Raw genomic sequence first — 23,353 nt, forward strand, 5'->3', positions numbered from 1 at the left:
TTAGTTTAGTTAATAACTCCTCACCTATAGCACTAAATATGTAACAAGTGGCTAATTACGTTTGCGTCTCCAGCCCAGTAAACCTAGAGCAGATAAAACCAGTACGCCCACAGAACCTCCGCCGCCACCGCCACCAGTGCTAGGGTTAAGAGCTGCATTACGCAGGCTGTCTGTTACCGTCACTTTTGGCGTTTCATTGCCATTAAGCACAGAGTTTATCCAAGCTTCATGGTGGGATACTTCAGTAAATATTGAGTTAGCCCTAATATTAACATCAGTGTCTCCACAGACCTGAGGACCAAAGCTCGTTATACCCACTTGTTTCGAATTCCAATATAACGGCCCACCGGAATCCCCCTGACACGTCGCATTTTCGTAAACAACTGTTGCTGCGCCGTTCATGCATAAGTTGTCACTGATATCTACATCTTGATAAATGCCGGCACAATCATCATTCGTAACATATCTAAGTAACGTTCTTTGCAGCTCTTCCGTTGAGTCAAGATTAGTTTCAGTATTACCATGCCCAACCGCATAAAAGTCTTGTACAGGGCTAGTTAGACGATAACTTGGTTCATCGGTAGGAACAGCACGTTCAGCATAACTTGATACTGCCGTGATTGGCTGAGCAAGTTTCAAGATAGCGATATCATTAGCCAGCGTCGTATTGTTGTAATCACTTGGATAATAGAACTCACTAACCATAACACGCTGTAACACTGAATTAGGAAAGTCGCTCTCGTTTTGTAATTGAGGCACCACAGAGGTAAACAATTGATAATTTGAATCACCGTAGATACAGTGGGCGGCGGTCAAAATGTAGTTTGCCGAAAGCAGCGTGCCACCACAATACGGCCCTTGACCGTACACCCCGTCATAATCAATGCGGTCATAAAAAAGGCTTACAAAGCTAGGATGTGTCGACGCACTGATATCCGTTCCGTTAACGATATAGGGGGTTACTTCTGCACTATGAGCACTAAATGCTAATAACAAAGAAGAAACTAAAACAGAAATACTTCTCATAATTACTACCTTTCACAAAATCCGTTTTATTGTACGAGAAAATTCATACAAAAAAACCTCTCCTAAGAGAGGTTTTAGCACACAAAGCAATGGTTCGTCACATTTGATTAACCGCGATAATATCTCTGCGGTACAAATGGCATTTTCTCAACTGTCATTGCGAGCTTTTTACCACGAACATCGGCAAAGACTTCTGTACCAATTGCCGCGAGATCTGCACGGACATAAGCCATTGAAACTGGTTTGCCGGCATTAGGGCCCGCAGTACCGCTGGTTACAACACCAATTTTGTTGTCATCAGCGTCAAATAGCTCAGCACCTTCTCGTACTGGCGCTTTAGTTTGGCCGACTAGACCAACACGCTTACGAGAAACATCTTTGGTTTCGATCTGCTTTAGAATGACATCTGCACCAGGGAAGCCACCTTCACGTTCACCGCCAATACGACGAATCTTTTGAATGCCCCAAAGTAGGCTCGCTTCAACGGGTGTTGTGGTGGTATCCAGATCGTGACCATATAGACAAAGACCACACTCTAGACGCAAAGAATCACGTGCTCCTAAGCCAATCCACTCAACTTCCTCTTCTGCAGTTAACTTTTGCGCTAGCTCTTCAGCGTGCGTGTTTGGTACAGAGATCTCATAGCCGTCTTCACCCGTGTAACCACTGCGGCTCACGATACATTCAACGCCAAGAATATTGAGCTTCTTCACATCCATAAAGACCATGTCAGCCACTTGAGCATTAAAGCGCTTAAGTACCTCTACCGCTTTAGGGCCTTGCAGTGCTAATAGCGCACGATCATCAATGATTTCCAGTTCCACACCTGAAGGCAAGTGCGCTTCTAAATGATTGATATCTTGCTCTTTACATGCCGCGTTAACCACCACAAACAAGTGATCATCAAGGTTAGCTACCATTAGGTCGTCCATTATGCCGCCCTCTTCATTAGTGAAGAACGCATAGCGCTGGTTGCCTTTTGGTAGATCAATAATGTCGACAGGAACTAATGATTCAAGAAACGCAGCCGCACCCTCACCGTGTAGACGAAGCTGACCCATGTGGGAAACGTCAAAAAGGCCCGCAGCATCACGAGTATGCAAGTGCTCCTTTTTCACGCCGAGTTTGTATTGAACAGGCATATCGTAGCCGGCAAATGGAACCATCTTTGCGCCAGCCTCTACATGAAGAGCATGTAAAGGTGTTTTCAGTAATTCTTGAGTCATCGTTGTCTCCGTTTAATCAGGTTCGTTTTCCATACAGGAAACCTTGTTTCCAATAATAAACACGAGTGGAGAGGTTTTGCACTATTAACAAGGGGAGAACAGTTTAAAATGTGACATTTAACATCATATTCACATCGGACAGATAAAGTAATAGCGCCTTCTTGAACGGTTAATCGTCAAGATGGCGCTATTGTACTCTTCTAAAAACCAAAAGCAAACGTTTGCTTTTGCTGTAAGGCATTTACATCATCATTCTTATTTGGCCGTAACCCAAAGGATATGAGCATCTTGTTCACTAGTTGAAATAAGCATATGACCCATATTGGCATCATAGTAAACGCTATCGCCTTCACTCAATTCAACTGGTTCATAGAACTCAGAATAGAACATCACCGAACCGGAAAGTATCAATAAGAACTCTTCACCGTCATGGCGCACCCAATCTCCATACTCTTCAAAATTACGCGCATGAACCTGGCTCTTGAACGGCATCATTTTCTTATTGGAAAGCTGAGTCGCTAAAAGTTCATGTTCATAAGTGGGCGTTGGGTGCGGTTTACCTTGATTGGCTTTAGTGATGTCACGACGCCCTGTCGCCACTTTTTTTCTAGGCGGTTCAAATAGTTGAGGCATATCTATTTGAAGTCCCATTGCCAACTTTTGCATCGCTTGGAAGGTTGGAGAGATCTGTTCGTTCTCGATTTTGCTTAGGGTTGAACGCGCTAACCCGGTACGCTGACTCGCTTCTTCGAGAGTGATCCCAAGCTTGCCACGAATGGTTTTAATTCGCTCGCCTAGCTTAAGTGGCTCAATATTTTCATCGACTGACTCTTTAGATAACGTCAGTGATGGATACTCATCATAGATATCTTCGGGCATGCTTCCCTCTTAGTGCATTTACTACTTCCTGTGTCATTTTTTATTGTGCCCGAAGCGTTTAATTGAGGAAAGGTGCGAACAAGAAATAAACCGTGCTCTTGTTAGCAAAAATAGAAACCTTGTTTCCAATAGGAAATTTTTGGTTGATTGTTCCTTCGACAACCGCTATGTTACCAGCTTGTTAGTTGTAGAGATGTTATTTCCGAATTCAACGATTGATAGTTTTAACAATTGAATTCGTTTTTCCCCACTATTTAGGGGTTGGAAATTCGCCCTGCTCTCACGTAAGAGAAGAGCAACAATAAATTAGAACTGATGAGAACAATTACCCTACTAAAAGTCTCGTCGGCACGAATGGAAGGTCATCTACCATGAACAAACCGTTTCAAAACCACAGCCTAGAGAACTTTTTCTCTACTAACCTTGCTGCTACAGACGATGCCGTATTTGCTGGAATCCAAGCAGAAAACACACGTCAAAACGAACAAATTGAGCTTATCGCTTCTGAGAACATCGTTTCTAAAGCGGTAATGCAGGCACAAGGCACTTGCCTAACCAACAAGTATGCAGAAGGCTATCCAGGTCGCCGTTACTACGGTGGTTGTGAACATGTTGATACAGTAGAGGCGATTGCTATCGAGCGTGCGAAACAATTGTTTAAGTGCGAATACGCAAACGTTCAACCCCATTCTGGCGCTCAGGCTAACGGCGCGGTTAAGCTGGCTCTACTTCAACCTGGCGATACCATTCTTGGTATGTCTCTTGATGCAGGTGGCCACCTTACTCACGGTGCTCGCCCAGCGCTTTCTGGTAAATGGTTCAACGCAGTTCAATACGGCGTTGATCGCGAAACACTCGAAATCAACTACGACGACGTTCGCGAACTAGCACTAGAACATAAGCCTAAAATGATCATTGCAGGCGGTAGCGCGATTCCACGTACTATCGATTTTGCTAAATTCCGTGAAATTGCGGATGAAGTCGACGCTATCCTAATGGTTGATATGGCGCACATTGCTGGCCTTATCGCAACAGGTGCACACCCTAGCCCACTACCACACGCACATGTCGTGACAACGACAACGCACAAAACACTACGTGGCCCACGTGGCGGTATGATCCTGACCAACCACGAAGAGATCATCAAGAAAATTAATTCAGCAGTATTCCCTGGCCTACAAGGTGGCCCGCTGATGCACGTAATCGCAGCGAAAGCGGTAGCATTTGGCGAAGCTTTAGGCCCAGAATTTTCAACTTATATCGATTCAGTGATCGATAACGCAAAAGTTCTAGCAGAAGTATTGCAAACTCGCGGTTGTGACATTGTGACTGGCGGTACTGATACGCACTTAATGCTGGTTGACCTTCGCCCTAAGGGCTTGAAAGGTAACAAAGCAGAAGAAGCTCTAGAACGTGCCGGCATCACATGTAACAAAAACGGCATCCCATTCGATTCAGAGAAGCCTATGATTACATCGGGCATCCGTTTGGGAACCCCTGCGGGGACAAGCCGCGGCTTTGGCGCAGAAGAATTCAAACTCATCGGTAATTGGATCGGCGATGTACTCGACGGGTTGGTTGAAAACCCAGAAGGTAACGCTGAAGTGGAACAACGTGTACGCAAAGAAGTGAAAGCACTTTGTGGCCGTTTCCCTCTTTACCAATAAACAATTTTTATCAAATTCATATTTGGAGATTAAGCAATGGATAAGACACTGAAGTTTGCAGAAAGCCACGAGTGGGTACGTGACAACGGTGACGGTACAGTAACTATCGGTATTTCTGACCACGCACAAGGTTTGCTAGGTGACGTAGTATTCGTAGACCTACCAGAAGTAGAAGCTGAAATCGAAGCAGGTGAATCTTTCTCTCTTGTTGAGTCTGTAAAAGCAGCGTCTGATATCTACGCGCCTATCACTGGTGAAATCGTTGAAATCAACGAAGAGCTAGAAGACAGCCCTGAGCTTATCAACGAAGAACCGTACGAAGGCGGTTGGATCGTGAAAGTGAAAATGTCTGACGCGTCAGAGCTAGAAAATCTGAAAGATGCAGAAGAGTACGAAAACTCAGTCGAAGACGAGTAATTAGGACACATTAAGAAGCTGCCTCCGCCTCGGATGGCAGCTTTTTTTCTAAGTTCGGGCATATAATTAAATGTATCAGTAATGGTACCCATTACCCGAACTCCGGAGTAGGTAAAGGACAATGACTGAATTACTTCAAAGCCTCAGCACACAAAATGAGTTCGTTGCACGCCACAACGGCCCAAACAAATCTGACCAACAAAAAATGTTGGGCGCAATCAATGTTGCAAACCTTGACGCATTGATCGACGAAACCGTTCCTGCGCAAATTCGCCTAGAACAGCCAATGACACTTGCGGAAGCGAAAAGCGAAGCAGATATGTTGGCTGCAATGCGCGAGTTCGCCAACCAAAACCAAGTAAAACGCACGTTCATCGGCCAAGGTTACTACAACACCTTCACGCCAAACGTCATCCTACGTAACGTGCTTGAAAATCCAGGTTGGTACACAGCGTACACACCTTACCAACCAGAAATCTCTCAAGGCCGCCTAGAAGCGCTGCTTAACTATCAACAGATGGTGATGGACCTGACAGCAATGGATATTGCTAACGCGTCACTACTGGATGAAGCAACCGCTGCCGGCGAAGCAATGACACTGTGTAAGCGTGCGGGTAAGAGCAAGAGCAAGGTCTTCTTTGTTGCTGACGATGTTCATCCACAAACACTAGAAGTGGTTAAGACTCGTGCAAAATACATCGGCTTTGATGTACAAGTTGGTTCTTTAGAGTCTCTACCTGAACAAGACGCATTTGGTGCACTAGTACAGTACCCTGGTACAACCGGTGAAGTACGTGATCTAACTGATATCATCGCTAAAGCGCAAGCAAACAAGACACTAGTAACGGTTGCTACAGACTTACTTGCGTCGACTCTACTTAAGCCAGCAGGCGAAATGGGCGCAGACGTTGTTATTGGCTCTGCTCAACGTTTCGGCGTTCCTATGGGTTACGGTGGCCCACACGCAGCATTTATGGCGACGCGTGACAAACACAAGCGTACTATGCCAGGCCGTGTGATCGGGGTATCTATCGATACCAACGGTAACCAAGCGCTTCGCATGGCAATGCAAACTCGTGAGCAGCACATCCGCCGTGAGAAAGCGACGTCAAACATCTGTACGGCTCAGGCTCTACTAGCAAACATGGCCTCTTTCTACGCTGTTTACCACGGTGCTGAAGGTCTACGCACGATTGCTCGTCGTACTCACCACATGACAGCGATCCTTGCTGCTGGTCTAACTAAATCTGGCTTCGAACTGGCTCACAATAGCTTCTTCGATACCATCACAATCAACACTGCTGGTAACACTGAAGAGCTATACGCAAAAGCACAAGCTGCTGACCTCAACCTACGTAAGCTAGATGGCAAACTAGGTATCAGCTGTGACGAAACAACAACAACTGCTGATATCGAAGCACTATTCGCAGTATTTGGCGTAAAAGATGAAGTGAACGCACTATCATCTGAAATCGCGGATAACGAATTTGCGGCAATTCCAGAAGCACTGCGTCGTACTTCTGAGTATCTGACTCACCCAGTATTCAACACGCACCACAGTGAAACGCAGATGATGCGTTACCTAAAGCAGCTGGAGAACAAAGACTTCTCACTGACTCACGGTATGATCCCATTAGGCAGCTGTACGATGAAGCTAAACGCAGCCGCTGAAATGATCCCTGTGACATGGCCAGAGTTTGGTTCTATCCACCCATTTGCTCCAGTAGAGCAAGCAGCGGGTTACGCAGCACTAGCGAAAGACTTAAAAGAGAAGCTATGTGAAATCACAGGCTACGACGCATTCTCACTACAGCCAAACTCTGGCGCATCGGGTGAGTACGCAGGTCTAATCGCAATTCAACGCTACCACGATAGCCGTGGTGAAGGTCACCGTAACGTATGTTTGATCCCAAGCTCAGCGCACGGTACTAACCCTGCAACAGCGTCAATGGTTTCAATGAAAGTGGTTGTGGTGAAGTGTGATGACGATGGCAACATCGACATGGCTGACCTAGCAGCGAAAATTGAAAAGCACGCTGAAAACCTATCAAGCATCATGATCACTTACCCTTCTACGCACGGCGTATATGAAGAGCAAGTAAAAGAAGTGTGTGAGATGGTACACGCAGCAGGCGGTCAGGTTTACCTAGACGGCGCGAACATGAACGCACAGGTTGGTCTAACGTCTCCAGGCTTTATTGGCTCTGACGTTTCTCACCTAAATCTACACAAAACGTTCTGCATCCCACACGGTGGCGGCGGTCCGGGTATGGGTCCTATCGGTGTTAAATCGCACCTAGCACCTTTCCTACCAGGTCACATTGAAAACGGTGTAGAAGGCGACGATTACGCTATCTCAGCAGCAGACCTAGGTAGTGCTTCTATCCTGCCAATCTCGTGGGCTTACATCGCGATGATGGGCGAAGCTGGCCTAACAGACGCAACAAAAGTCGCAATCCTAAACGCGAACTACGTGATGGAGCGTCTACGCCCGCACTACCCTGTTCTTTACCGTGGTACGAACGGCCGTGTAGCTCACGAATGTATTATCGATATTCGTCCACTGAAAGAAGAGACAGGCATCAGCGAAGAAGATATCGCGAAGCGTCTAATGGACTACGGTTTCCACGCACCAACCATGTCGTTCCCTGTTGCGGGTACGCTAATGGTTGAACCAACAGAATCTGAAGATTTAGAAGAGCTAGACCGCTTCTGTGATGCGATGATCGCAATCCGTGAAGAGATGGCTAAAGTGAAGAACGGTGAATGGCCACTAGAGAACAACCCTCTAGTCAACGCACCTCACACTCAAGTGGATCTTTCTGCGGCAGAGTGGGATCGTCCATACTCACGTGAGCTAGGTTGCTTCCCATCACCAGCAACTAAGTCTTGGAAATACTGGCCAACAGTAAACCGCGTAGACAACGTATACGGTGACCGTAACCTAATCTGTTCATGCCCAAGCATCGACAACTACGAAGATTAATTTTTGTAGGCTCTAAATAGAAAAAGGCGAACCAGTTGGTTCGCCTTTTTGTTTTTGGGGTTAGTTAGACTTAACTAGTTATTGGACAGAAATGAGTTTTGGAAAATCAAACATTAGCAAATGACTAATAACTTCAGGTATGACAAGTAGCTAAACCCGATAGAAAAACCGCCACCAAAAAGCAAAAGACAAGACCTGACCTTATTGGTTTTTACTCTGGAATATGCAACCACATTGACTTAAATTATTTTATATGAATCAGATGTATAGTAAGCTACAAAAAATTACAACAGATAAAACGGAAGCATGTCAGAGAATACCCCCGCTAGTCCTAGCATCTACAAGACAATCTTTTTTGTAAGCTTAATCACATGCTCACTTTTTTGCATTGTGCTACTGGCGTTACTCGTATGTTTACCTTCCCCATCACTGCTCTCTTACCTTGGCTATGCCGACTCAGTTGCACTTGCTAATGCTGATAATATCAACGATCCATTCACATCTCACATTATTGGTGAATTAGTCAAGAGTGGGACATTAATTAGTCTTAAAGATGTCTGGTCATTTCAAACTGGCTTTTATCAAACAATAATCACCGTCCTTATAGCTATTAACGGTTTGATCGCTGCAATATCCGTGATTTACATCAAAAGCACATCAGAAGAAAAAGCTGAAGAAATCACAAAAAAATATATGCATAGTGATACGTTCAATCACGTACTCAATGCAAAAGTCGAGAATGAAGCAGAATCACGGCTTCGAGTTGTACAAAGCGATCTAAATGCTACTGCTGGTGATTTTGAAAGGTCATTAGGAACTGTCGATGAAGCTCTAGAACGATTGCAACTTTTAGAAACAGAAAACCAAAGCCTACGCCAACAAATAAAGGTCATTTCGGAACGTGTAGCTCAGTTAGATATATCCGAATCTGAAGGCAAAGAATCCCTACTTGTCAAAAAGGAACAATAGATGGCATTCGTTAGAAAATCTGGTAGAAAAACTCAAACAACTACAGAATTTGAAGATTTGTCTACACCTGAACATCTAATAGCACTTGCTGAAGACAAGGGCTTAGAAACTGACCCTGTCAATGTATCTGAATTAGCCAAACATCTAGGGATTACCGTTAGATACGAGCCGATGCAAGATGAAGAATCAGGCTCGCTTAAAAAAGAGAAAAAGTCAGGTAGTTGGGTAATGACCGTTAATTCATTACACCATCCGCATAGGCAAAGGTTTACAATAGCCCACGAAATTGCACATCGCATTCGCCATGCTGCTAACAATGATTGCTTTGAAGATACAACTTTCTTTAGAAATGGGGAAACAAACTGGATGGAAGCTGAGGCCAATGATTTTGCAGCCTCACTATTGATGCCTAAAGATGCTTTCGATAATTTTATAGCCAACGTATCATCAAAGGTTGAAGATGTTGCTATGCACTTCCAAGTATCTTCTCATGCAGTTCGAATTAGAGCCAAAGTTCTTGGTTATGACGGACATAATCTATGAGTGAATTTGTCTATTTCCCGATCATAAAAACTAGAGATGGCGAACTCCGCTGTTTTGAACACATCAATGATGATGATTTTTCAAAGATTTTGCCAATTTACGAACTAACCAAATCGAGAAAAACAAAAAAAGCACCTGATGGTGATATATATCGCCGTATGAAGCAAATTGCTGAAATTCAGAAGAAGCGACCATTTATACTTGATTTGAGTACAAACGAAAAATATATCAACCCTCAGATTGAGCAATTGTTATCAGAACACAACGGCTTTAAAGAGTGGCAGTATTTTCTGTTTGATCTACATTGCGACTTAAACATCATCCCGATGGTTCACTTGTATGAAGATGATGACGGTAAGTTCGAAGACGTTGAAGAATTCGTAAGAAGTGCTTCTGCAAGAACTAATTGTCTTGCGGTTAGATTGCCATATGACTTAAGTGACGAAGAAATTGAATATTATCTAACTCCTATAACAAGTAACCTGAACGAAAATTGTAAACTCTACGTAATTCTAGATGCTGAATTCGTAAGAAAGAAAGCCATTAATGATGTAGTTGATACTTTCCTTGAGGCTTGCTCGGGTACGGAGTCTTTCGCTGATAAAATAGAAGACGTTGTAATGCTCTGCTCTAGTTTCCCATCGAATGTTGCTCAAACTGGTGGCGAAGATATTGCAGGTGAGTTTAGAATCTGTGAAGAAGATATCTATCAGGGTATTAGTGAAGAGTTCCCAATCAAATATGGCGACTACGTTTCAATTAACACCGAACAAATTGAAATGAAAGGCGGTACTTTTGTACCTAGGATTGATATTGCATCTTTAGACGGAAAATCATTCACCTATAAAAGATACCGTCGAAACAATGGTGGGTATGTTAGAGCCGCAGAGCACACCGTCAGAGATACAACATCATATAAGCCGCTTGGAGTGTGGGCTGATGAAGAGATCCAAGCAGCAGCAAATGATAATCCATCAGGTATTAGCCCTGCATTTTGGATATCAGTTCGCTTGAACTACTACATTAAAAGTCGAATTTTACTCAGAGAATCAGACGATTCTTCGTTTTAGTAATGACGGAGCTTTCTTTGTAATTGTGTAAATGTCATCCGACGTCAGATGAAGGGTGGTTTCTTGTTTCAACAGTTTTGAAGCCACCTCATATCTTTCATTAAAATCGTTTCTTGATAACTGTCTTAATGACTCTAACGTATTGTTTTTTGATACGTAGTCGCATAATTCGTGCTTCGACCTTAAATTGCTTCCTTTCGATATAGCACTCAACTTTTGCACACTTAACGCACTGGCTAACACTCTTTTATCGTGTCGTTTGAACTGTTTTGATTGGCGAACATGAGTAATTTTGCCATTTTCGACCAGAAAGATGCCAACATCTCTTGAAATCGTTGCTCGTACTTCAGCCAGATTGCTTGGTTCACACACAACAAAGCAAAAATCAAAAAACTTTTTATAACTTTCAATTTGATAATTCAACCTAGATACAGTGTCACGAGCACCTTTTATTTCAAAGGCAGTTAAGTAGCCATCATCCAGCAATACTAGATCCGCTCGTCTTTCACCAAATTGAAATGAAAATTCAGAACCAACAACAAAATTTTCATACTTTTCTAGAAAGTACCTTACTATTAGTTTTTTAATTTCTAGCTCTGTCATCTATGCCACTTGAACTGTATATACAAACAGCATTATCGTATATCACTAGACTATCAGCAAGCATATTGTTGACACCCTTTTTATTGTTATTTCTCCCGAGTTTCAGGGGCAGGCCTTGTCTTTTGACTCTTATTACTTTTTGTATATCAAAGTTTGACTGAGTATCATTGTGTGATTCGAAGGCGTAACTTACTTTGGGGCAAAGGCGATTTACCAAAACAGCTCAGGTGTACCCTAGCCTTAAATAGGCAAGTGTTAATCGTCCTGTTTTTGGGGTAGACATTAGCCTTCAGGCTTTATATCAAAACAAGTAAAACAAAGTCTCAGGTTTCCACCACAAACTCAAATCACCTTCTTTGATGACCGCGCTCGTGATTTTGCTGAGTATCGTAACTGATTTGCTTACCTACGTTCTTTAGTTGGACCCCAACTTTATTAAACGCTTTTTGGATAGTTGTTGAGACATGCTGTTGGCCTTCTCCCTCCAAAAAACTTGCTCTATCTTGGTTCGTTTCGAATACACAGACTATTTCTAAGCTTTGTGAAAAAGAGGAGTATTTTACCGTATGAGTCACCCAAAGAAAACCATCGTAGCCTTTTAACGTATCTTCACAAACTTCGGTTAAAACGTCTCGAATTTGATTTTCAATCTTCTTGTCTGTTTTACGCATAGGGCTAACTTCCTATTAACACTTTTAAAATGCCCACTGTATAGCCCTAATGCAACTCACTAAAGAACGAGTGGTATTACTCAATTTGATCACTTTGTTTAATGAAAGCTTAACGACTCGCCTAGCAGCAAAGCCTTGCAGCAAGCAACAACATTAATTCGCTTTTGATTCTGCGTGCTGCTTTACCATGAACTCAATGACTTCTTCATTTAAGCAAGATTTGCTGACGTATTGACGCTGTTTACCCAAATGAAGGATGAAGCCTAAATCGGTTTGCTCCAGTTGGTCTATTTCACTCCAAGCGATTTTGCGGTCGATTTTGCCGTTTTTATAGCTCACGCCGTCGGCATTGATTTGAAACACCACTTTGCTGCCACGGCTGGAGCTGATCGTTTGTCGCCATAGCCACCAGGTTCGCTTGCAATAGACACTGAACGCTTCAATAACACTCAATACAATAAAGAACCAACCGACGTAACCATTAGGTAGCAGCTCAAATTCCAATAAAACCACACCAAAAGTGAGAAAGAGTATCCCCTTCCAATAAGCTTGAGGAAACTTAGCAGGCTGGCTAGTTTGATCATAGCACTCAGCAAAGAAAGGCTTGTCGAGTGTGTATTCTGTGGTGAAATCGAAATCTTTAGACATGTATGATTACTTTGAGGTTTCTGTGAATGAGAAGTTCATGTAGCGATCTTGCAACGCGAGCATTGTATCGCTTCTCGGGAGTTATCTTTAGCAGTTTTGATTCTGTTTTGTAAATCAATACTACTGAAGAAAGAAGCCCCTACTCCTATCACCATCTCTCCTAGAGGAAGGCGTGCGCAACACCAATTATTGGTAGCTATCATGGACATAAGCGCAAAAATGCATGCTGTAAGTACGAATGGCTAAACGGCTTTTATATCAACGGGGCTGCAAAGTGAGACGAAAACGATGTGGTGTGCCGCTGCTCAAATTGTGGCAGCGAACACCCAAATAAGAAGTAAAAATGAAGTTCTATTTCAGTGGATCGTTATCAGGTAACGCTTTATGAATCCATAGTGCCAATCGGTGTTTAATATTAGCTCCATCAAGTTTACTCTCTGGGAGTGGAGCAATTTGCTTAGCATCGACCAAAAATAGATAGATGGCTTTCACTCTGACTGGCTGGGGAGAATCCGGCAAATCAAACCCTTGCATTTTGGCCATCTTACCGCCAATTTCTAACGCTTTTTTGGCTAACTTATCTTCGTTATGGAGCTTTGCTGTTTTTGACATATCATCACACTCTCTTGTCGATCCTCTTGGTGAGTATACCAAGCTGAACAATTATCTTAGTCACTAGGCTCTCAAATTGAGAAACGGTATAAAGAAAAAAGCCAGTCAATGGGGTTGACTGGCTTTCACTGTTCTAAGTTATTGCTGCTGTTGGCTTTGCAGCTTCTGCTTGGCTTCTTCTACTTTAGAAAAATCTAGCCCAAGCTCTTCAACGGCATCTTTGATCAGTGCTGGGTTTTGCATCACCTGGCCCATAAGTAGTTGCAGTTTATCTTGAGGTAAACCAAGCTGGCCGATCGTTGCCATCGCCGCTAATGGGTTTTGAGTTAACGTTTGAAAAAGCTCGTTGATTTGCTCATCACTGATGTTGTTCTCTTTCAAAAGCGCAAGAATTGGGTTCATCACAATACCTAATTTAAATTAATGGGCTCATTATAGAGCAAGCGGTTACTATTGATGTGGTGTTAAGACGCCGTCATTTCAAGTAGTTCGGCAAAGAAATCACATAGCACATCGTCACTGATCGCTTGTAAGTTATCGCCTACATACCATTCCACTTTGCAGTGATTCGGGTGATCCATTCTTTGAGGATTACCAAACCAGATTCCCTTTTCCATCGCCATCCGTTTTTGCACTTCTAACGCTTTGTCATAACTGCAAGGCAAAATCAGATGAAACATATTGGCTTGAGGCTGCGCTGGATTCACCGCCAATGACGGAAATGCCTCAAGCAGTCGATAGATTTGCTGAGTTCGCTCAAACAAACTTGATAGATTTGCCAACCTGTCATCAAATTGCATCGCTGCGGAGACAATATAAGGCGTGCGGTGATAAAGATTGCCACCTTGTCGCTTCATCCAAATTGAAGCTTCTTCAATGAATGCTTTTGACCCCAACAACATCGAGCCACCCAACCCGCCGACACCTTTATATAAAGAGACGTAAGCAGTATCGAACCCGTGGGCAATTTGCTGATATGTCTTTTGATAGTAAGCCGCACATTCCCATAAACGAGCACCATCCATATGAAGGTGAATCCCCTTGCTACCGCAGTAAGACTTTATCTCTTCAAGCTCTTCCCACTTAGGCAGCTGACCACCGATCTCGCGCATCGGTAACTCATACAAAACCGCGGCAATTTCATCATGCCATGCTTGCAGATCTTTCAGCGTCCATGGCTGAAATGAGTTTCCAATCGGCAATATTTTAAATCGATCTTGCAGCTGATAGTTTTGCTTTTCATGCAAACAAATATGGCTAGAGGAATGCATCGCCACTATCGGGTTTCTTTTCTTACGCGCAACCATATCAAGCACCGTTGGTTGAGTCATTGTGCCCGTTACAACGAACAACCCAGCCTCATAGCCCAACAAATCTGCGACTTTTTTCTCAAACGCTTGAATCGTTTCGCCATCACCATAAACATCATGGCTGACATTGTGCTCGGCGCACCAAGCTGCCATTTGAGTAAAATGTTCGGCAGGAGAGTAATCACGGTTTCCTGGTAGATGAATATGGCATTGCTGCTTAAGCTCGACGCTCATTATTCGCTCCTTAGATAGAGGTTTTGATTTCAATTTATCTGCTTAATCCGTTGGAGTAAATAACCCCATTTAAGTAGCGATAGACTGGTACCTGTTGCAGAAGAGCCATTGAACCTTAGTAGCGCAAATGACATGATTGTCGTTACGTTCGTTTAAATAAGTCCACTCATGCCGTTATCTCGCTTTTCTTTCGACCAAGTGCCTGTTGGCATACGCTACATGATCCTCTCAGCGCTTGGTTTCGCCTTGATGTCTGCATGCGTTAAATATGTCAGCACTTACGGCATTCCTGTGTTTGAGATTGTCGCCGCTCGTGCGCTTGTTTCTCTGATCATTAGCTACTTAGATGTAAAACGTAAACGCATTTCCGTTTGGGGTAACAATAAGCCATTACTCATGGTTCGCGGGACTGTAGGTACACTGGCTCTGATGTGCGTCTATTATTCGGTGACGACGCTTCCCCTAGCTGAAGCCACTATTTTGCAATACGTACATCCTGTCTTTACCGCACTATTGGGTGTGCTGTTGTTAAAAGAGCGCGTTCAGTCATCCACCATGGTTTGTATCGCATTTTGTTTGGCGGGATTAATGGTCATGGTACAACCGAGCATGAGCAGCAGTGTCGCCTATGAACTACCGTTATTTAGTGTGATGACGGCACTGATTGGTGCGATGGGAAGCTCGATTGCTTACGTCATTGTGCGCAAGCTGAGCCAAACTGAAGACAGCTCAGTGATCATCTTCTATTTTCCTTTAGTCGCTCTACCGACATCGGTGTTTTTAATGTGGGATGAGTTTGTATGGCCAAGCCTATACCTAACGCTGATACTTGTTCTGGTGGGCGTATTTACTCAAATGGGACAATATGGTTTGACTAAAGCTATGCAAACGCAAGCGGCTGGGAAAGCATCAGCCTATTCCTATATTCAAATCGTGTTTTCAGCGCTACTTGGCGTCTGGCTATTCAATGAAATTCCTTCCTTTTGGACTTATCTAGGCGGAAGTTTGATTGTCACCGGTGCTCTCATCAACGTGTTCGGAAACAAAATGCTCAAACCATTTAAACGAGCAGCGTAATTTCGCCACATACTTGCTCCCTGCTCCTCACAATGTTGCTTAGCTTAGGTAAAGAGTTGCTCGCTCGTTAAGCAGTAAAAATATAAATGACTGATTATTAAAGAAATTTAAATTAGGCATAGCAGTTGCTCTTTAGTAAACGCATTTAATTGTTATTTGAACTTACTAAAGAAGGAAGGAATGCTATGCCAACTCCATGTTATATCTCTATTGATGGTGAAACTCAGGGCCTAATCACTGCAGGTGCTTGTACTGCTGATTCTATCGGTGATTCATTTGTTGAAGGCCATGAAGATGAAATGCTAGTACAAAAGTTTGACCACACTGTGACAGTTCCAACTGACCCACAATCTGGTCAGCCTTCAGGTCAACGCGTTCATAAGCCGTTCCAATTCACTGTTTCACTAAACAAAGCAGTACCTCTACTTTACAACGCACTTTCATCTGGTGAGAAGATGAAGACTGTTGAGCTCAAATGGTACCGTACGTCTATCGAAGGTAAGCAAGAAAACTTCTTTACGACAAAACTAGAAAACGCTTCGATTGTTGATATCAACTGTGAGATGCCTCACTGTCAAGATCCATCAATGTCTGATTTCACTCAAAACCTTACTGTTTCAATGTCTTACCGTAAGATTACTTGGGATCACGTTAACGCGGGTACGTCTGGTTCTGACGACTGGCGTAAACCTGTCGAAGCTTAATCGCTACGAGATCAATGGCCTACCCTATGGTGGGCCATTTATTGCTCTAATCAAGAGGTGATCCGCATTGTCTCTTGATTAGGGTTTTAGTCATTTTGTAGGACCGTGCCAATGACCACTTTGAACTTTACAATCTCCGTAGATGGACTGAATTCTGATACCTTCGTGGTCAGAGAGTTTCAAGGCAGAGAAACACTCTCTCACCTCCAGTTAGAAAGTGGCGATATCTGCAACGGATACCATTACGATATTGAGTTAGCGAGTCGTCGACCTGACTTGTGGGCACCGGACGTTGTCGATAAACCTGTCCAGTTAACCTTGTATCGTAACGGCGAAGTTTCTCGCCGAGTTCATGGCATCGCAAGAAGCTTTAGTAAAGGCAACACCGGTCATCACCACACTTTTTATCGCCTGACCTTAGTTCCTGCATTAGAACGACTATCACTTAGACATAACTGCCGCATCTTTCAGTTAAAAACGGTTCCCGAAATTATCTCTATCCTGCTTCAAGAGATGAAAATCGAAGACTTCGCTTTCTCGCTTAAAAAGGACTACAGCCAACGAGAATTCTGTGTCCAATACAGAGAAACCGACCTTGCATTTTTGCAACGCTTAGCAGCTGAAGAAGGACTGAACTACAGTTTTGCATTTAAAAATGGTCAGCACACTCTACTATTTAGCGATGACAGTTCCACTCTGCCGAACCTAACAGTACCTGTATCTTTCAACTCTCTTGGTGGCGGTACAAGCGATACCCCTTATGTCTCTAACTTTGAAGTATCAGCATCTGTCCAATCCAGTCATGTCGAAACACAAGATCGAAGCTTTATAAAGCCTCGCTACTCTTTCCAACAACATGCAAGCACCTCTGATCCTCATCAGCAAGACTCAATCTATGAACATTTTGATGCTCCTGGGCGATTTAAAGACGATCAGTCTGGGCAGAAATTTACTCAAACACGGCTAGAATACCTGCGCCGAGATGCTCATTTAGCTAAAGGCGCGAGTAATGTGCCAATGCTTCAAGCAGGTTTTCAGTTTGAGCTACAAGACCACTTTGACGACGCTGTAAATCAAACTTGGGTCATTGTTTCAGTCCACCACGTAGGCTCACAACCACAAGCACTCGAAGAAGAGGCTGGCTCGGGCGCAACCACCTACTCAAATACATTTTCTGTTATACCAAGCCAATATAACTGGCAGCCTGAACCAGAGCTAAAACCACTAATCCACGGACCGATGATGGCCACTGTTGTTGGCCCAGAGAATGAAGAAATTTATTGTGATAAGTACGGGCGAGTAAAAGTTCAATTCCCTTGGGATCGCTACTCAAACGGAGATGAACACAGCTCTTGCTGGGTGCGTGTTTCACAATCTTGGGCAGGCAGTCAATATGGCTCAATCGCCATCCCACGTATCGGTCATGAAGTGATTGTTGAGTTTCTTAACGGTGACCCTGACCAACCTATTATTACCGGTCGAACTTATCACTTCACCAATACGCTGCCTTACCCGCTTCCCGAGCATAAAAGCAAAACAGTAATCCGCACTGAAACCCATCAAGGTGAAGGGTTCAATGAGCTGAGTTTTGAAGATCAATCAGGACAAGAGCAAATTTATCTTCACGCCCAAAAAGACTGGGACAGTGAAGTGAACAATGACAGTACCTTGCACATTAAGCACGATAAGCATCTTACCATTCAAGGCACCCAAAGAACTCAGGTTCTAGGCAATCAGCACCAAACTGTCGAAGGGGATGAAAGAAGCAAAGTTACAGAAGATCAAACACTCATTGTTGAAGGCAGTCTGCATCTAAAAACAGGCAGTGTATGGGTCAACGATTCAGGTTCTGAAATTCATGTAAAAGCAGGCAACAAAGTCGTCATTGAAGCAGGTAGCGAAATCACCCTAAAAGCGGCAGGAAGCTTTGTTAAAGTCGATCCCGCTGGCGTGCATTTAGTTGGTGCTGGTGTGAATCTAAACTCAGGCGGCAGTGCAGGCTCAGGTAGTGGGTACTCAGGAAAGCTAGCAGAACTACCGAAAACGCATACCAATAATACCGTCGTCAACGAACTTGAAAAAAATGCAGTCACCGCGACCAAACAAGCTGCCGATGCGAACGTTGTGACTGAGTTGGGGCAAACAGCGCAGGCAGCAACGACAAGTGCGCAGTTGAGCAATTCAAGCACTAACGAAACAACTCCATCACCTGCTGAAGCTGCTAATGAAGACGAGCAAGCTCTGCGGCTTAAGTCCCCACTACTAAAACAATCTTTAACGTTAGATAAGCTCGCGAATCGTGATGCCCCTCCATATAAAAAAGGCGCAAATGGGCAAGAAGTAGCATACATTCAACAAGCTCTGATAAAACTAGGTTTTGATCTGGGTAAGTTTGGCGCAGACGGCGACTATGGCTCTACGACTGAGCATCAAATTAAGCTGTTCCAAGAGCACTATACACCGACCAATCAAACTCATCTTGCTTATGACGTTGGTGCCGTTGATGGCATCACTGGGCAAGGGACAATTCTTGGACTAGATGAGGCGCTGGTTGAGGGTTGGGAGTATGAGACTACTTGTGAGTTGATGATTGACCACCAGTTTATTCAAAAACTGGAGGGTAGTAAAACCATCGGATATGTACCAGACCCAGAGACCAGTCAAAGTGGCGTAACTATCGCTACAGGCTTTGACTTAGGGGCTCGCTCGGCGACGGACCTTAAGACATTGGGTCTACCTGAAGATTTAATTAACAAGTTCTCGCCTTATTTAGGATTAAAGAAGTCGGTTGCTGTAGAAAAACTAAATACTCTACCATTGTCCATTACGACTGAAGAGTTAGAAGTGGTCAACGAACTAGTTAAAAAGTCAGAAACAGACAAATTAGTGAAAATGTACAATTCTTCTACAAGCACAATTAAGTTTGAGTGCTTACCCAAAGAAGCGCAAACTGTGATTGCTTCTGTAGCTTATCAATATGGTTATTTGCCACGAAGAACGACCGCCTTTTGGAAACAATCAATAACCCAAGATTGGCTATCAATGTATAACAACTTGATGGATTTTAAGGATGGCTATCCTACTAGAAGAAAGAGAGAAGCTGCTTTAATTAAGGAATTAATATGAGATCATTTATTTTTATAATCGGAATCTTTTTTGCGAGTTTATCTTGGTCTTCGGATCTGCAGAATATCTATAACAAGTTGGATATTACTACTTTCAATAGCTCTCTAATGCCTATGCGGTCTGACAATGAGACGTTTTTTCCCGAGTTCGAACAACTGCCTGCTCCAGTATACACAGAACGTGAAATCCGATTGGAAGATGAATACTGGTTATATTCCATCAAGTTGCTCAAGACACAGGGAGATAGCTTGTACATTTGTTTTCTAGATAAGGCAAAGCAAGGTAACTACCATTCGCAAACACCGCTAGTCTTGAGACCATATGGGGAAAAGCTGGTTGCCATAGCTCTCAAATCAGACGTATGCGAATCATATGTGAAGTAATCGGTATCCCGAACACCACCAAACTATGAGTAATCCCAAACAAGATAAAAAGCCCCTCAAACTGCGGGGCTTCGTTTTACTCCTAACTCAACTATTTAGTCGGCATTGGTAAGATTTCAAACAGACCATCAAACTTATCGAGTGAACCACCTAGCTGCTTGATAAGAGACGCATCGCCTTTAATACCTGCTTGGCCTGACTTTACTAGCTCATCTAGTGTTGTTTCACCTAGAACGACTCGCGTAAAGTCTGACTTGTGGATGATTAGCTCAACATCAACCGCTGGGATTTTCTCTACCTCAATGTTAGACATATTCGCGTTTGATACTTCGCCGTAGTAGCGCTCTTCAATGTCTGGGTGGTAAACACCAAAGTTAAAGTTTAGCTCTGCTGCTTCGGCTTTAGGCGCATTTAAGCTTACCGCGATAAAGTCTAAGAACATACCTGTTGGCGTATTGGCAATCACGTCTGCTGAAGCCAGTTTAATTGACGGTTGAATATCACCAGTACGTAGCTCTACTGCGCCTTGTAGGTAGCTGTTACGCCATGCCATGGTTTCTGACTGATAGCCTTGCTGCTCAAAGCTGTCCGCTAATGCGAAACGGTAGTCGATGTTATTCGGGTCACACTGCACTAAGTCATTAAATAGCTGAGACGCTTCTTGGTATTCACCTTGGTTAAAGTGATTCATACCTGCTTTATACAAGGTGTCCGCACCTGCTGCATTAACATAAACACATGACTTTTCAGTCGTTTGTAACGGGTTAGTGTTCACTGGGTTCATATCGTGGTAGCCCAAGTATAAGTTTACGACTGCGCGAGCATTGTGACTGTATGAACCGTGGTAACCATTGGTGTGCCAAGTATCGATTTGTGATTGAGGAACAATCTTCTCAATCTCACGGCCAACATCATTAATCGTTACACCGTGATTCGCTAAACGCATCGCTTGGTTATGAATAAAACCATAGTTATCGCGCTGCAGCGTCATGTATTCAGAGATTTCATTAACGTCAGTATTGGCGTTGTTCCAAACTGGCGCCGAGTGAGCTGCATGAATATTGTCGACTAAACCGCTGTCAACATAGCGCATTTTTAGCTCAGTTAAGTACTTAGTCCAAATTAAAGAATCACGAACTTTTGCACCGCGGAATGTATAGATGTTGTGCATGCCATCGTAGGTAAGTTCAGCCGTATTGAGTGAGCGATACTCAGGAACGTAAAGTACAATCTCTGCTGGTGCTTCTGCACCAGGCATATTGATCGCGTGGAACTCCAAACCATCAATGGTAATCACTTTTTCACGCTCTTGAATTTCATCTGTTGGCGCAACTAAGGTCACTTCACCACGCGAGGTACCCAAGCCTAGTGCATTATCAACAATACCTTTAGTGTTGTTATCTAGGGTTGTGCCGTATTGGTAGTTTGCGCGTCGACCCATCGCAGTACCTGCGATCACGTTTTCATCTGCTAACTCTTTAATAAAGTCTTTTGGCGCATAGATTTTTGCATCTTCTGCGAAGTCACCTGACTCAACAATGCCGCGAGAGCCACCAAAGTGATCAGCATGCATGTGTGAGTAGATAAGACCTGTGATTTTGTGCTCACCATTAATTGCAGGAAGGTGCTGCTTGGCAAATTCCCAAGATGCCGCTGCCGCTTGTTTTGATAACAGAGGATCATGAACCACATAGCCGTTATCAGTGCGGTATATGGTCATGTTTGAAAGATCTGCTCCGCGAATTTGATATACGCCATCGGTCACTTCATACAGGCCACCAGCGGCATAGTTGAGCATTCCTTGACGCCAAATTGAGGGATTCACCGTTGGTGGTAGATCTTCAACTGACATATCCGTCATATATTCGAAGCGATTCTTAAGTTCGCCAGCTTCATGCGTGCCGAACTCAGCAATCAGACCACGAGTTGTACGCTCAAATGCCGACGTATCTTCCCATGGTAGGATTTTAGTCATCGCTGCATTCGCGTTCACTGTATGCTCGGTTGCAGGCTTACCTTCATAGGTATCAATGGATGCATAGTCATTGGCTGAAGCGCCAAATGACATAACAACTGCGAGAGAAAGAATTGAAGGAGCAAATCGAGTTTTCATGATGAACCTCTTGGGGTTTGATATCGGGTATGAAGCTAATTTACTCCGTTGACACATAGCAATACATGCATAAAAATGTATTTAAGACATCACAAATCATTATGTTTAGGCCGTTATGCTCAATGACTTAGATCTGAATTTACTTAAAGTCTTTATCGCCGTTTATAGACATCAATCTATTACGCTTGCAGCCGAAGAGATGGGGATGACTCAACCTGGGGTCAGCGGTTTACTCAAAAGGTTACAACAGCAAGTCGGTAGCCAATTGTTTGTTCGTTCTGGCAGAGGTATCGCCCCCACACATCACGCCCAAGAACTGATTCGTCATGTAGAACCCGCGCTGATTCAAATCAGCAATGCACTAGAAAGCCTCAATGGATTCAGCGCCGACCGGCCGCATAAGTTCGTGATTTATACCTCAGAGCCCGTGATGTTAATGTTGCTGCCTAAAATTGAAGCTGACAAAACGCTCGGCCATGTCACGATTGAGCTCCACCCCACCCACTCAAACGAAGAAAGGCTTCTGCATGGCTTAAATCAGCATCAGGCAGATTTAGCCATCGAGTTCACTGAGCACGCGACCAATGCTTTTTTCACTGAAGCTTTGTTTGAAGACCAAATTTGTGTCATCGCCCGCAAAGGCCACCCTAGAGTGTCGCAAAGCATCACTCGTGAGCAGTTCTATAAAGAGAAACACATTACGTTGAAACTGCGCCGTGAAGATGCCTATCTGGCGGATTATTTTACTGAAGAAAGCCTCCATGAACGCATTGTAGCGGCAGAATGCACATCGTTGGTGTCGCAGATGTCGATGGTCTCGACCAGTGATTGTATTGCCACTATGACAGCCAGCATTGCCAAGCTGTTCGCCGATAAGTTAGATATCCAAGTACTCAAACTACCGTTTACTGACATCCCAATTAAATATCGTTTAATGGCCCATAACCGAGTACGTAAAAGCCCATCCAATATCTGGTTAAGAGACAAATTGAAATCGTATTTCGAGGACGTTAACTAAGGCTTATAATCAATCATTGTGATTAAGTACCTAACTATATTTCTTAATTAAGCTAACCCAAGTGTGATTTT

General features: G+C 43.6%; 20 protein-coding genes. 10 read left to right on the forward strand and 10 right to left on the reverse strand.

Annotated elements, in window-relative coordinates; all coding sequences use genetic code 11:
• Nucleotides 1–51: 51 nt before the first annotated feature.
• The 3 genes from ACU01J_RS13670 to ACU01J_RS13680 all read right to left on the reverse strand — a co-directional run bounded on the left by ACU01J_RS13670 (nt 52) and on the right by ACU01J_RS13680 (nt 3,131).
• Nucleotides 52–1,026 carry a S1 family peptidase gene (locus ACU01J_RS13670; protein WP_481086200.1) on the reverse strand — a complete coding sequence of 325 codons (975 nt, stop codon included), beginning with the start codon at nt 1,024–1,026 and terminating at the stop codon, nt 52–54.
• 107 nt (nt 1,027–1,133) lie between these two features.
• Nucleotides 1,134–2,252, reverse strand: a complete 1,119-nt coding sequence (gcvT, locus tag ACU01J_RS13675) for a glycine cleavage system aminomethyltransferase GcvT (protein WP_481086201.1) — start codon at nt 2,250–2,252, stop codon at nt 1,134–1,136.
• Nucleotides 2,253–2,507: 255 nt separating this feature from the next.
• Nucleotides 2,508–3,131, reverse strand: coding sequence for a helix-turn-helix domain-containing protein (locus ACU01J_RS13680; RefSeq protein WP_004411311.1), 624 nt, complete (start codon nt 3,129–3,131; stop codon nt 2,508–2,510).
• 371 nt (nt 3,132–3,502) lie between these two features.
• On the opposite strand from ACU01J_RS13680, the gene ACU01J_RS13685 reads away from it, so the two are divergent.
• The 6 genes from ACU01J_RS13685 to ACU01J_RS13710 all read left to right on the forward strand — a co-directional run bounded on the left by ACU01J_RS13685 (nt 3,503) and on the right by ACU01J_RS13710 (nt 10,783).
• A complete protein-coding gene (locus tag ACU01J_RS13685; RefSeq protein ID WP_481086202.1) occupies nt 3,503–4,798 on the forward strand; it encodes a serine hydroxymethyltransferase in 1,296 nt (431 codons plus the stop codon).
• A gap of 36 nt (nt 4,799–4,834) precedes the next feature.
• Nucleotides 4,835–5,215 (forward strand): glycine cleavage system protein GcvH, encoded by a 381-nt coding sequence (gene gcvH / locus ACU01J_RS13690; RefSeq protein WP_481086203.1) that lies wholly within the window; start codon nt 4,835–4,837, stop codon nt 5,213–5,215.
• Between the two features lie 121 nt (nt 5,216–5,336).
• Entirely contained in the window at nt 5,337–8,201 is a 2,865-nt protein-coding gene (gcvP, locus tag ACU01J_RS13695) for an aminomethyl-transferring glycine dehydrogenase (RefSeq protein WP_481086204.1), read from the forward strand.
• A gap of 306 nt (nt 8,202–8,507) precedes the next feature.
• Complete coding sequence (locus tag ACU01J_RS13700; protein WP_045625851.1) at nt 8,508–9,170, forward strand: hypothetical protein; 663 nt, start codon at nt 8,508–8,510, stop codon at nt 9,168–9,170.
• Nucleotides 9,171–9,713: an ImmA/IrrE family metallo-endopeptidase gene (locus ACU01J_RS13705; protein ID WP_011078487.1), complete on the forward strand. Its 543-nt coding sequence runs from the start codon at nt 9,171–9,173 to the stop codon at nt 9,711–9,713.
• The gene (locus tag ACU01J_RS13710; protein WP_481086205.1) at nt 9,710–10,783 is read left to right on the forward strand and encodes a beta family protein; all 1,074 of its coding nucleotides are present in this window, start codon (nt 9,710–9,712) and stop codon (nt 10,781–10,783) included. Before ACU01J_RS13705 ends, ACU01J_RS13710 begins: the two co-directional genes overlap by 4 nt.
• On the opposite strand, the gene ACU01J_RS13715 is transcribed toward ACU01J_RS13710, so the two are convergent.
• The 6 genes from ACU01J_RS13715 to ACU01J_RS13740 all read right to left on the reverse strand — a co-directional run bounded on the left by ACU01J_RS13715 (nt 10,763) and on the right by ACU01J_RS13740 (nt 14,861).
• Nucleotides 10,763–11,386: a sce7726 family protein gene (locus tag ACU01J_RS13715; protein WP_481086206.1), complete on the reverse strand. Its 624-nt coding sequence runs from the start codon at nt 11,384–11,386 to the stop codon at nt 10,763–10,765. The genes ACU01J_RS13710 and ACU01J_RS13715 overlap by 21 nt on opposite strands.
• Nucleotides 11,387–11,733: 347 nt before the next feature.
• Nucleotides 11,734–12,057 (reverse strand): Fis family transcriptional regulator, encoded by a 324-nt coding sequence (locus ACU01J_RS13720; RefSeq protein WP_481086207.1) that lies wholly within the window; start codon nt 12,055–12,057, stop codon nt 11,734–11,736.
• Between the two features lie 153 nt (nt 12,058–12,210).
• Entirely contained in the window at nt 12,211–12,705 is a 495-nt protein-coding gene (locus tag ACU01J_RS13725; protein WP_481086208.1) for a YcxB family protein, read from the reverse strand.
• A gap of 351 nt (nt 12,706–13,056) precedes the next feature.
• Nucleotides 13,057–13,317 carry a DUF5062 family protein gene (locus ACU01J_RS13730; RefSeq protein WP_481086209.1) on the reverse strand — a complete coding sequence of 87 codons (261 nt, stop codon included), beginning with the start codon at nt 13,315–13,317 and terminating at the stop codon, nt 13,057–13,059.
• Nucleotides 13,318–13,455: 138 nt separating this feature from the next.
• Nucleotides 13,456–13,719, reverse strand: a complete 264-nt coding sequence (locus tag ACU01J_RS13735; protein WP_481086210.1) for a DUF2999 family protein — start codon at nt 13,717–13,719, stop codon at nt 13,456–13,458.
• Between the two features lie 62 nt (nt 13,720–13,781).
• Nucleotides 13,782–14,861, reverse strand: coding sequence for a threonine aldolase family protein (locus ACU01J_RS13740; protein WP_481086211.1), 1,080 nt, complete (start codon nt 14,859–14,861; stop codon nt 13,782–13,784).
• Between the two features lie 168 nt (nt 14,862–15,029).
• Here ACU01J_RS13740 and ACU01J_RS13745 point away from each other — a divergent pair, with 168 nt between their 5' ends.
• The 3 genes from ACU01J_RS13745 (at nt 15,030) to tssI (ending at nt 19,768) form a co-directional block, all read left to right on the forward strand.
• Nucleotides 15,030–15,938, forward strand: coding sequence for a DMT family transporter (locus ACU01J_RS13745; RefSeq protein WP_481086212.1), 909 nt, complete (start codon nt 15,030–15,032; stop codon nt 15,936–15,938).
• 185 nt (nt 15,939–16,123) lie between these two features.
• Nucleotides 16,124–16,642, forward strand: a complete 519-nt coding sequence (locus ACU01J_RS13750; protein WP_134837299.1) for an Hcp family type VI secretion system effector — start codon at nt 16,124–16,126, stop codon at nt 16,640–16,642.
• Nucleotides 16,643–16,753: 111 nt separating this feature from the next.
• Nucleotides 16,754–19,768, forward strand: a complete 3,015-nt coding sequence (gene tssI, locus ACU01J_RS13755) for a type VI secretion system tip protein TssI/VgrG (RefSeq protein ID WP_481086213.1) — start codon at nt 16,754–16,756, stop codon at nt 19,766–19,768.
• Nucleotides 19,769–20,242: 474 nt separating this feature from the next.
• Here tssI and ACU01J_RS13760 read toward each other — a convergent pair whose 3' ends face one another.
• The gene (locus ACU01J_RS13760; RefSeq protein ID WP_481086214.1) at nt 20,243–22,264 is read right to left on the reverse strand and encodes an alkyl/aryl-sulfatase; all 2,022 of its coding nucleotides are present in this window, start codon (nt 22,262–22,264) and stop codon (nt 20,243–20,245) included.
• Between the two features lie 115 nt (nt 22,265–22,379).
• Between ACU01J_RS13760 and ACU01J_RS13765 the strand changes: the two genes are divergently transcribed.
• Entirely contained in the window at nt 22,380–23,282 is a 903-nt protein-coding gene (locus tag ACU01J_RS13765) for a LysR family transcriptional regulator (protein ID WP_481086215.1), read from the forward strand.
• Nucleotides 23,283–23,353 lie beyond the last annotated feature (71 nt).

The sequence above is a fragment of the Vibrio sp. 2433-A1 genome (assembly GCF_056726085.1).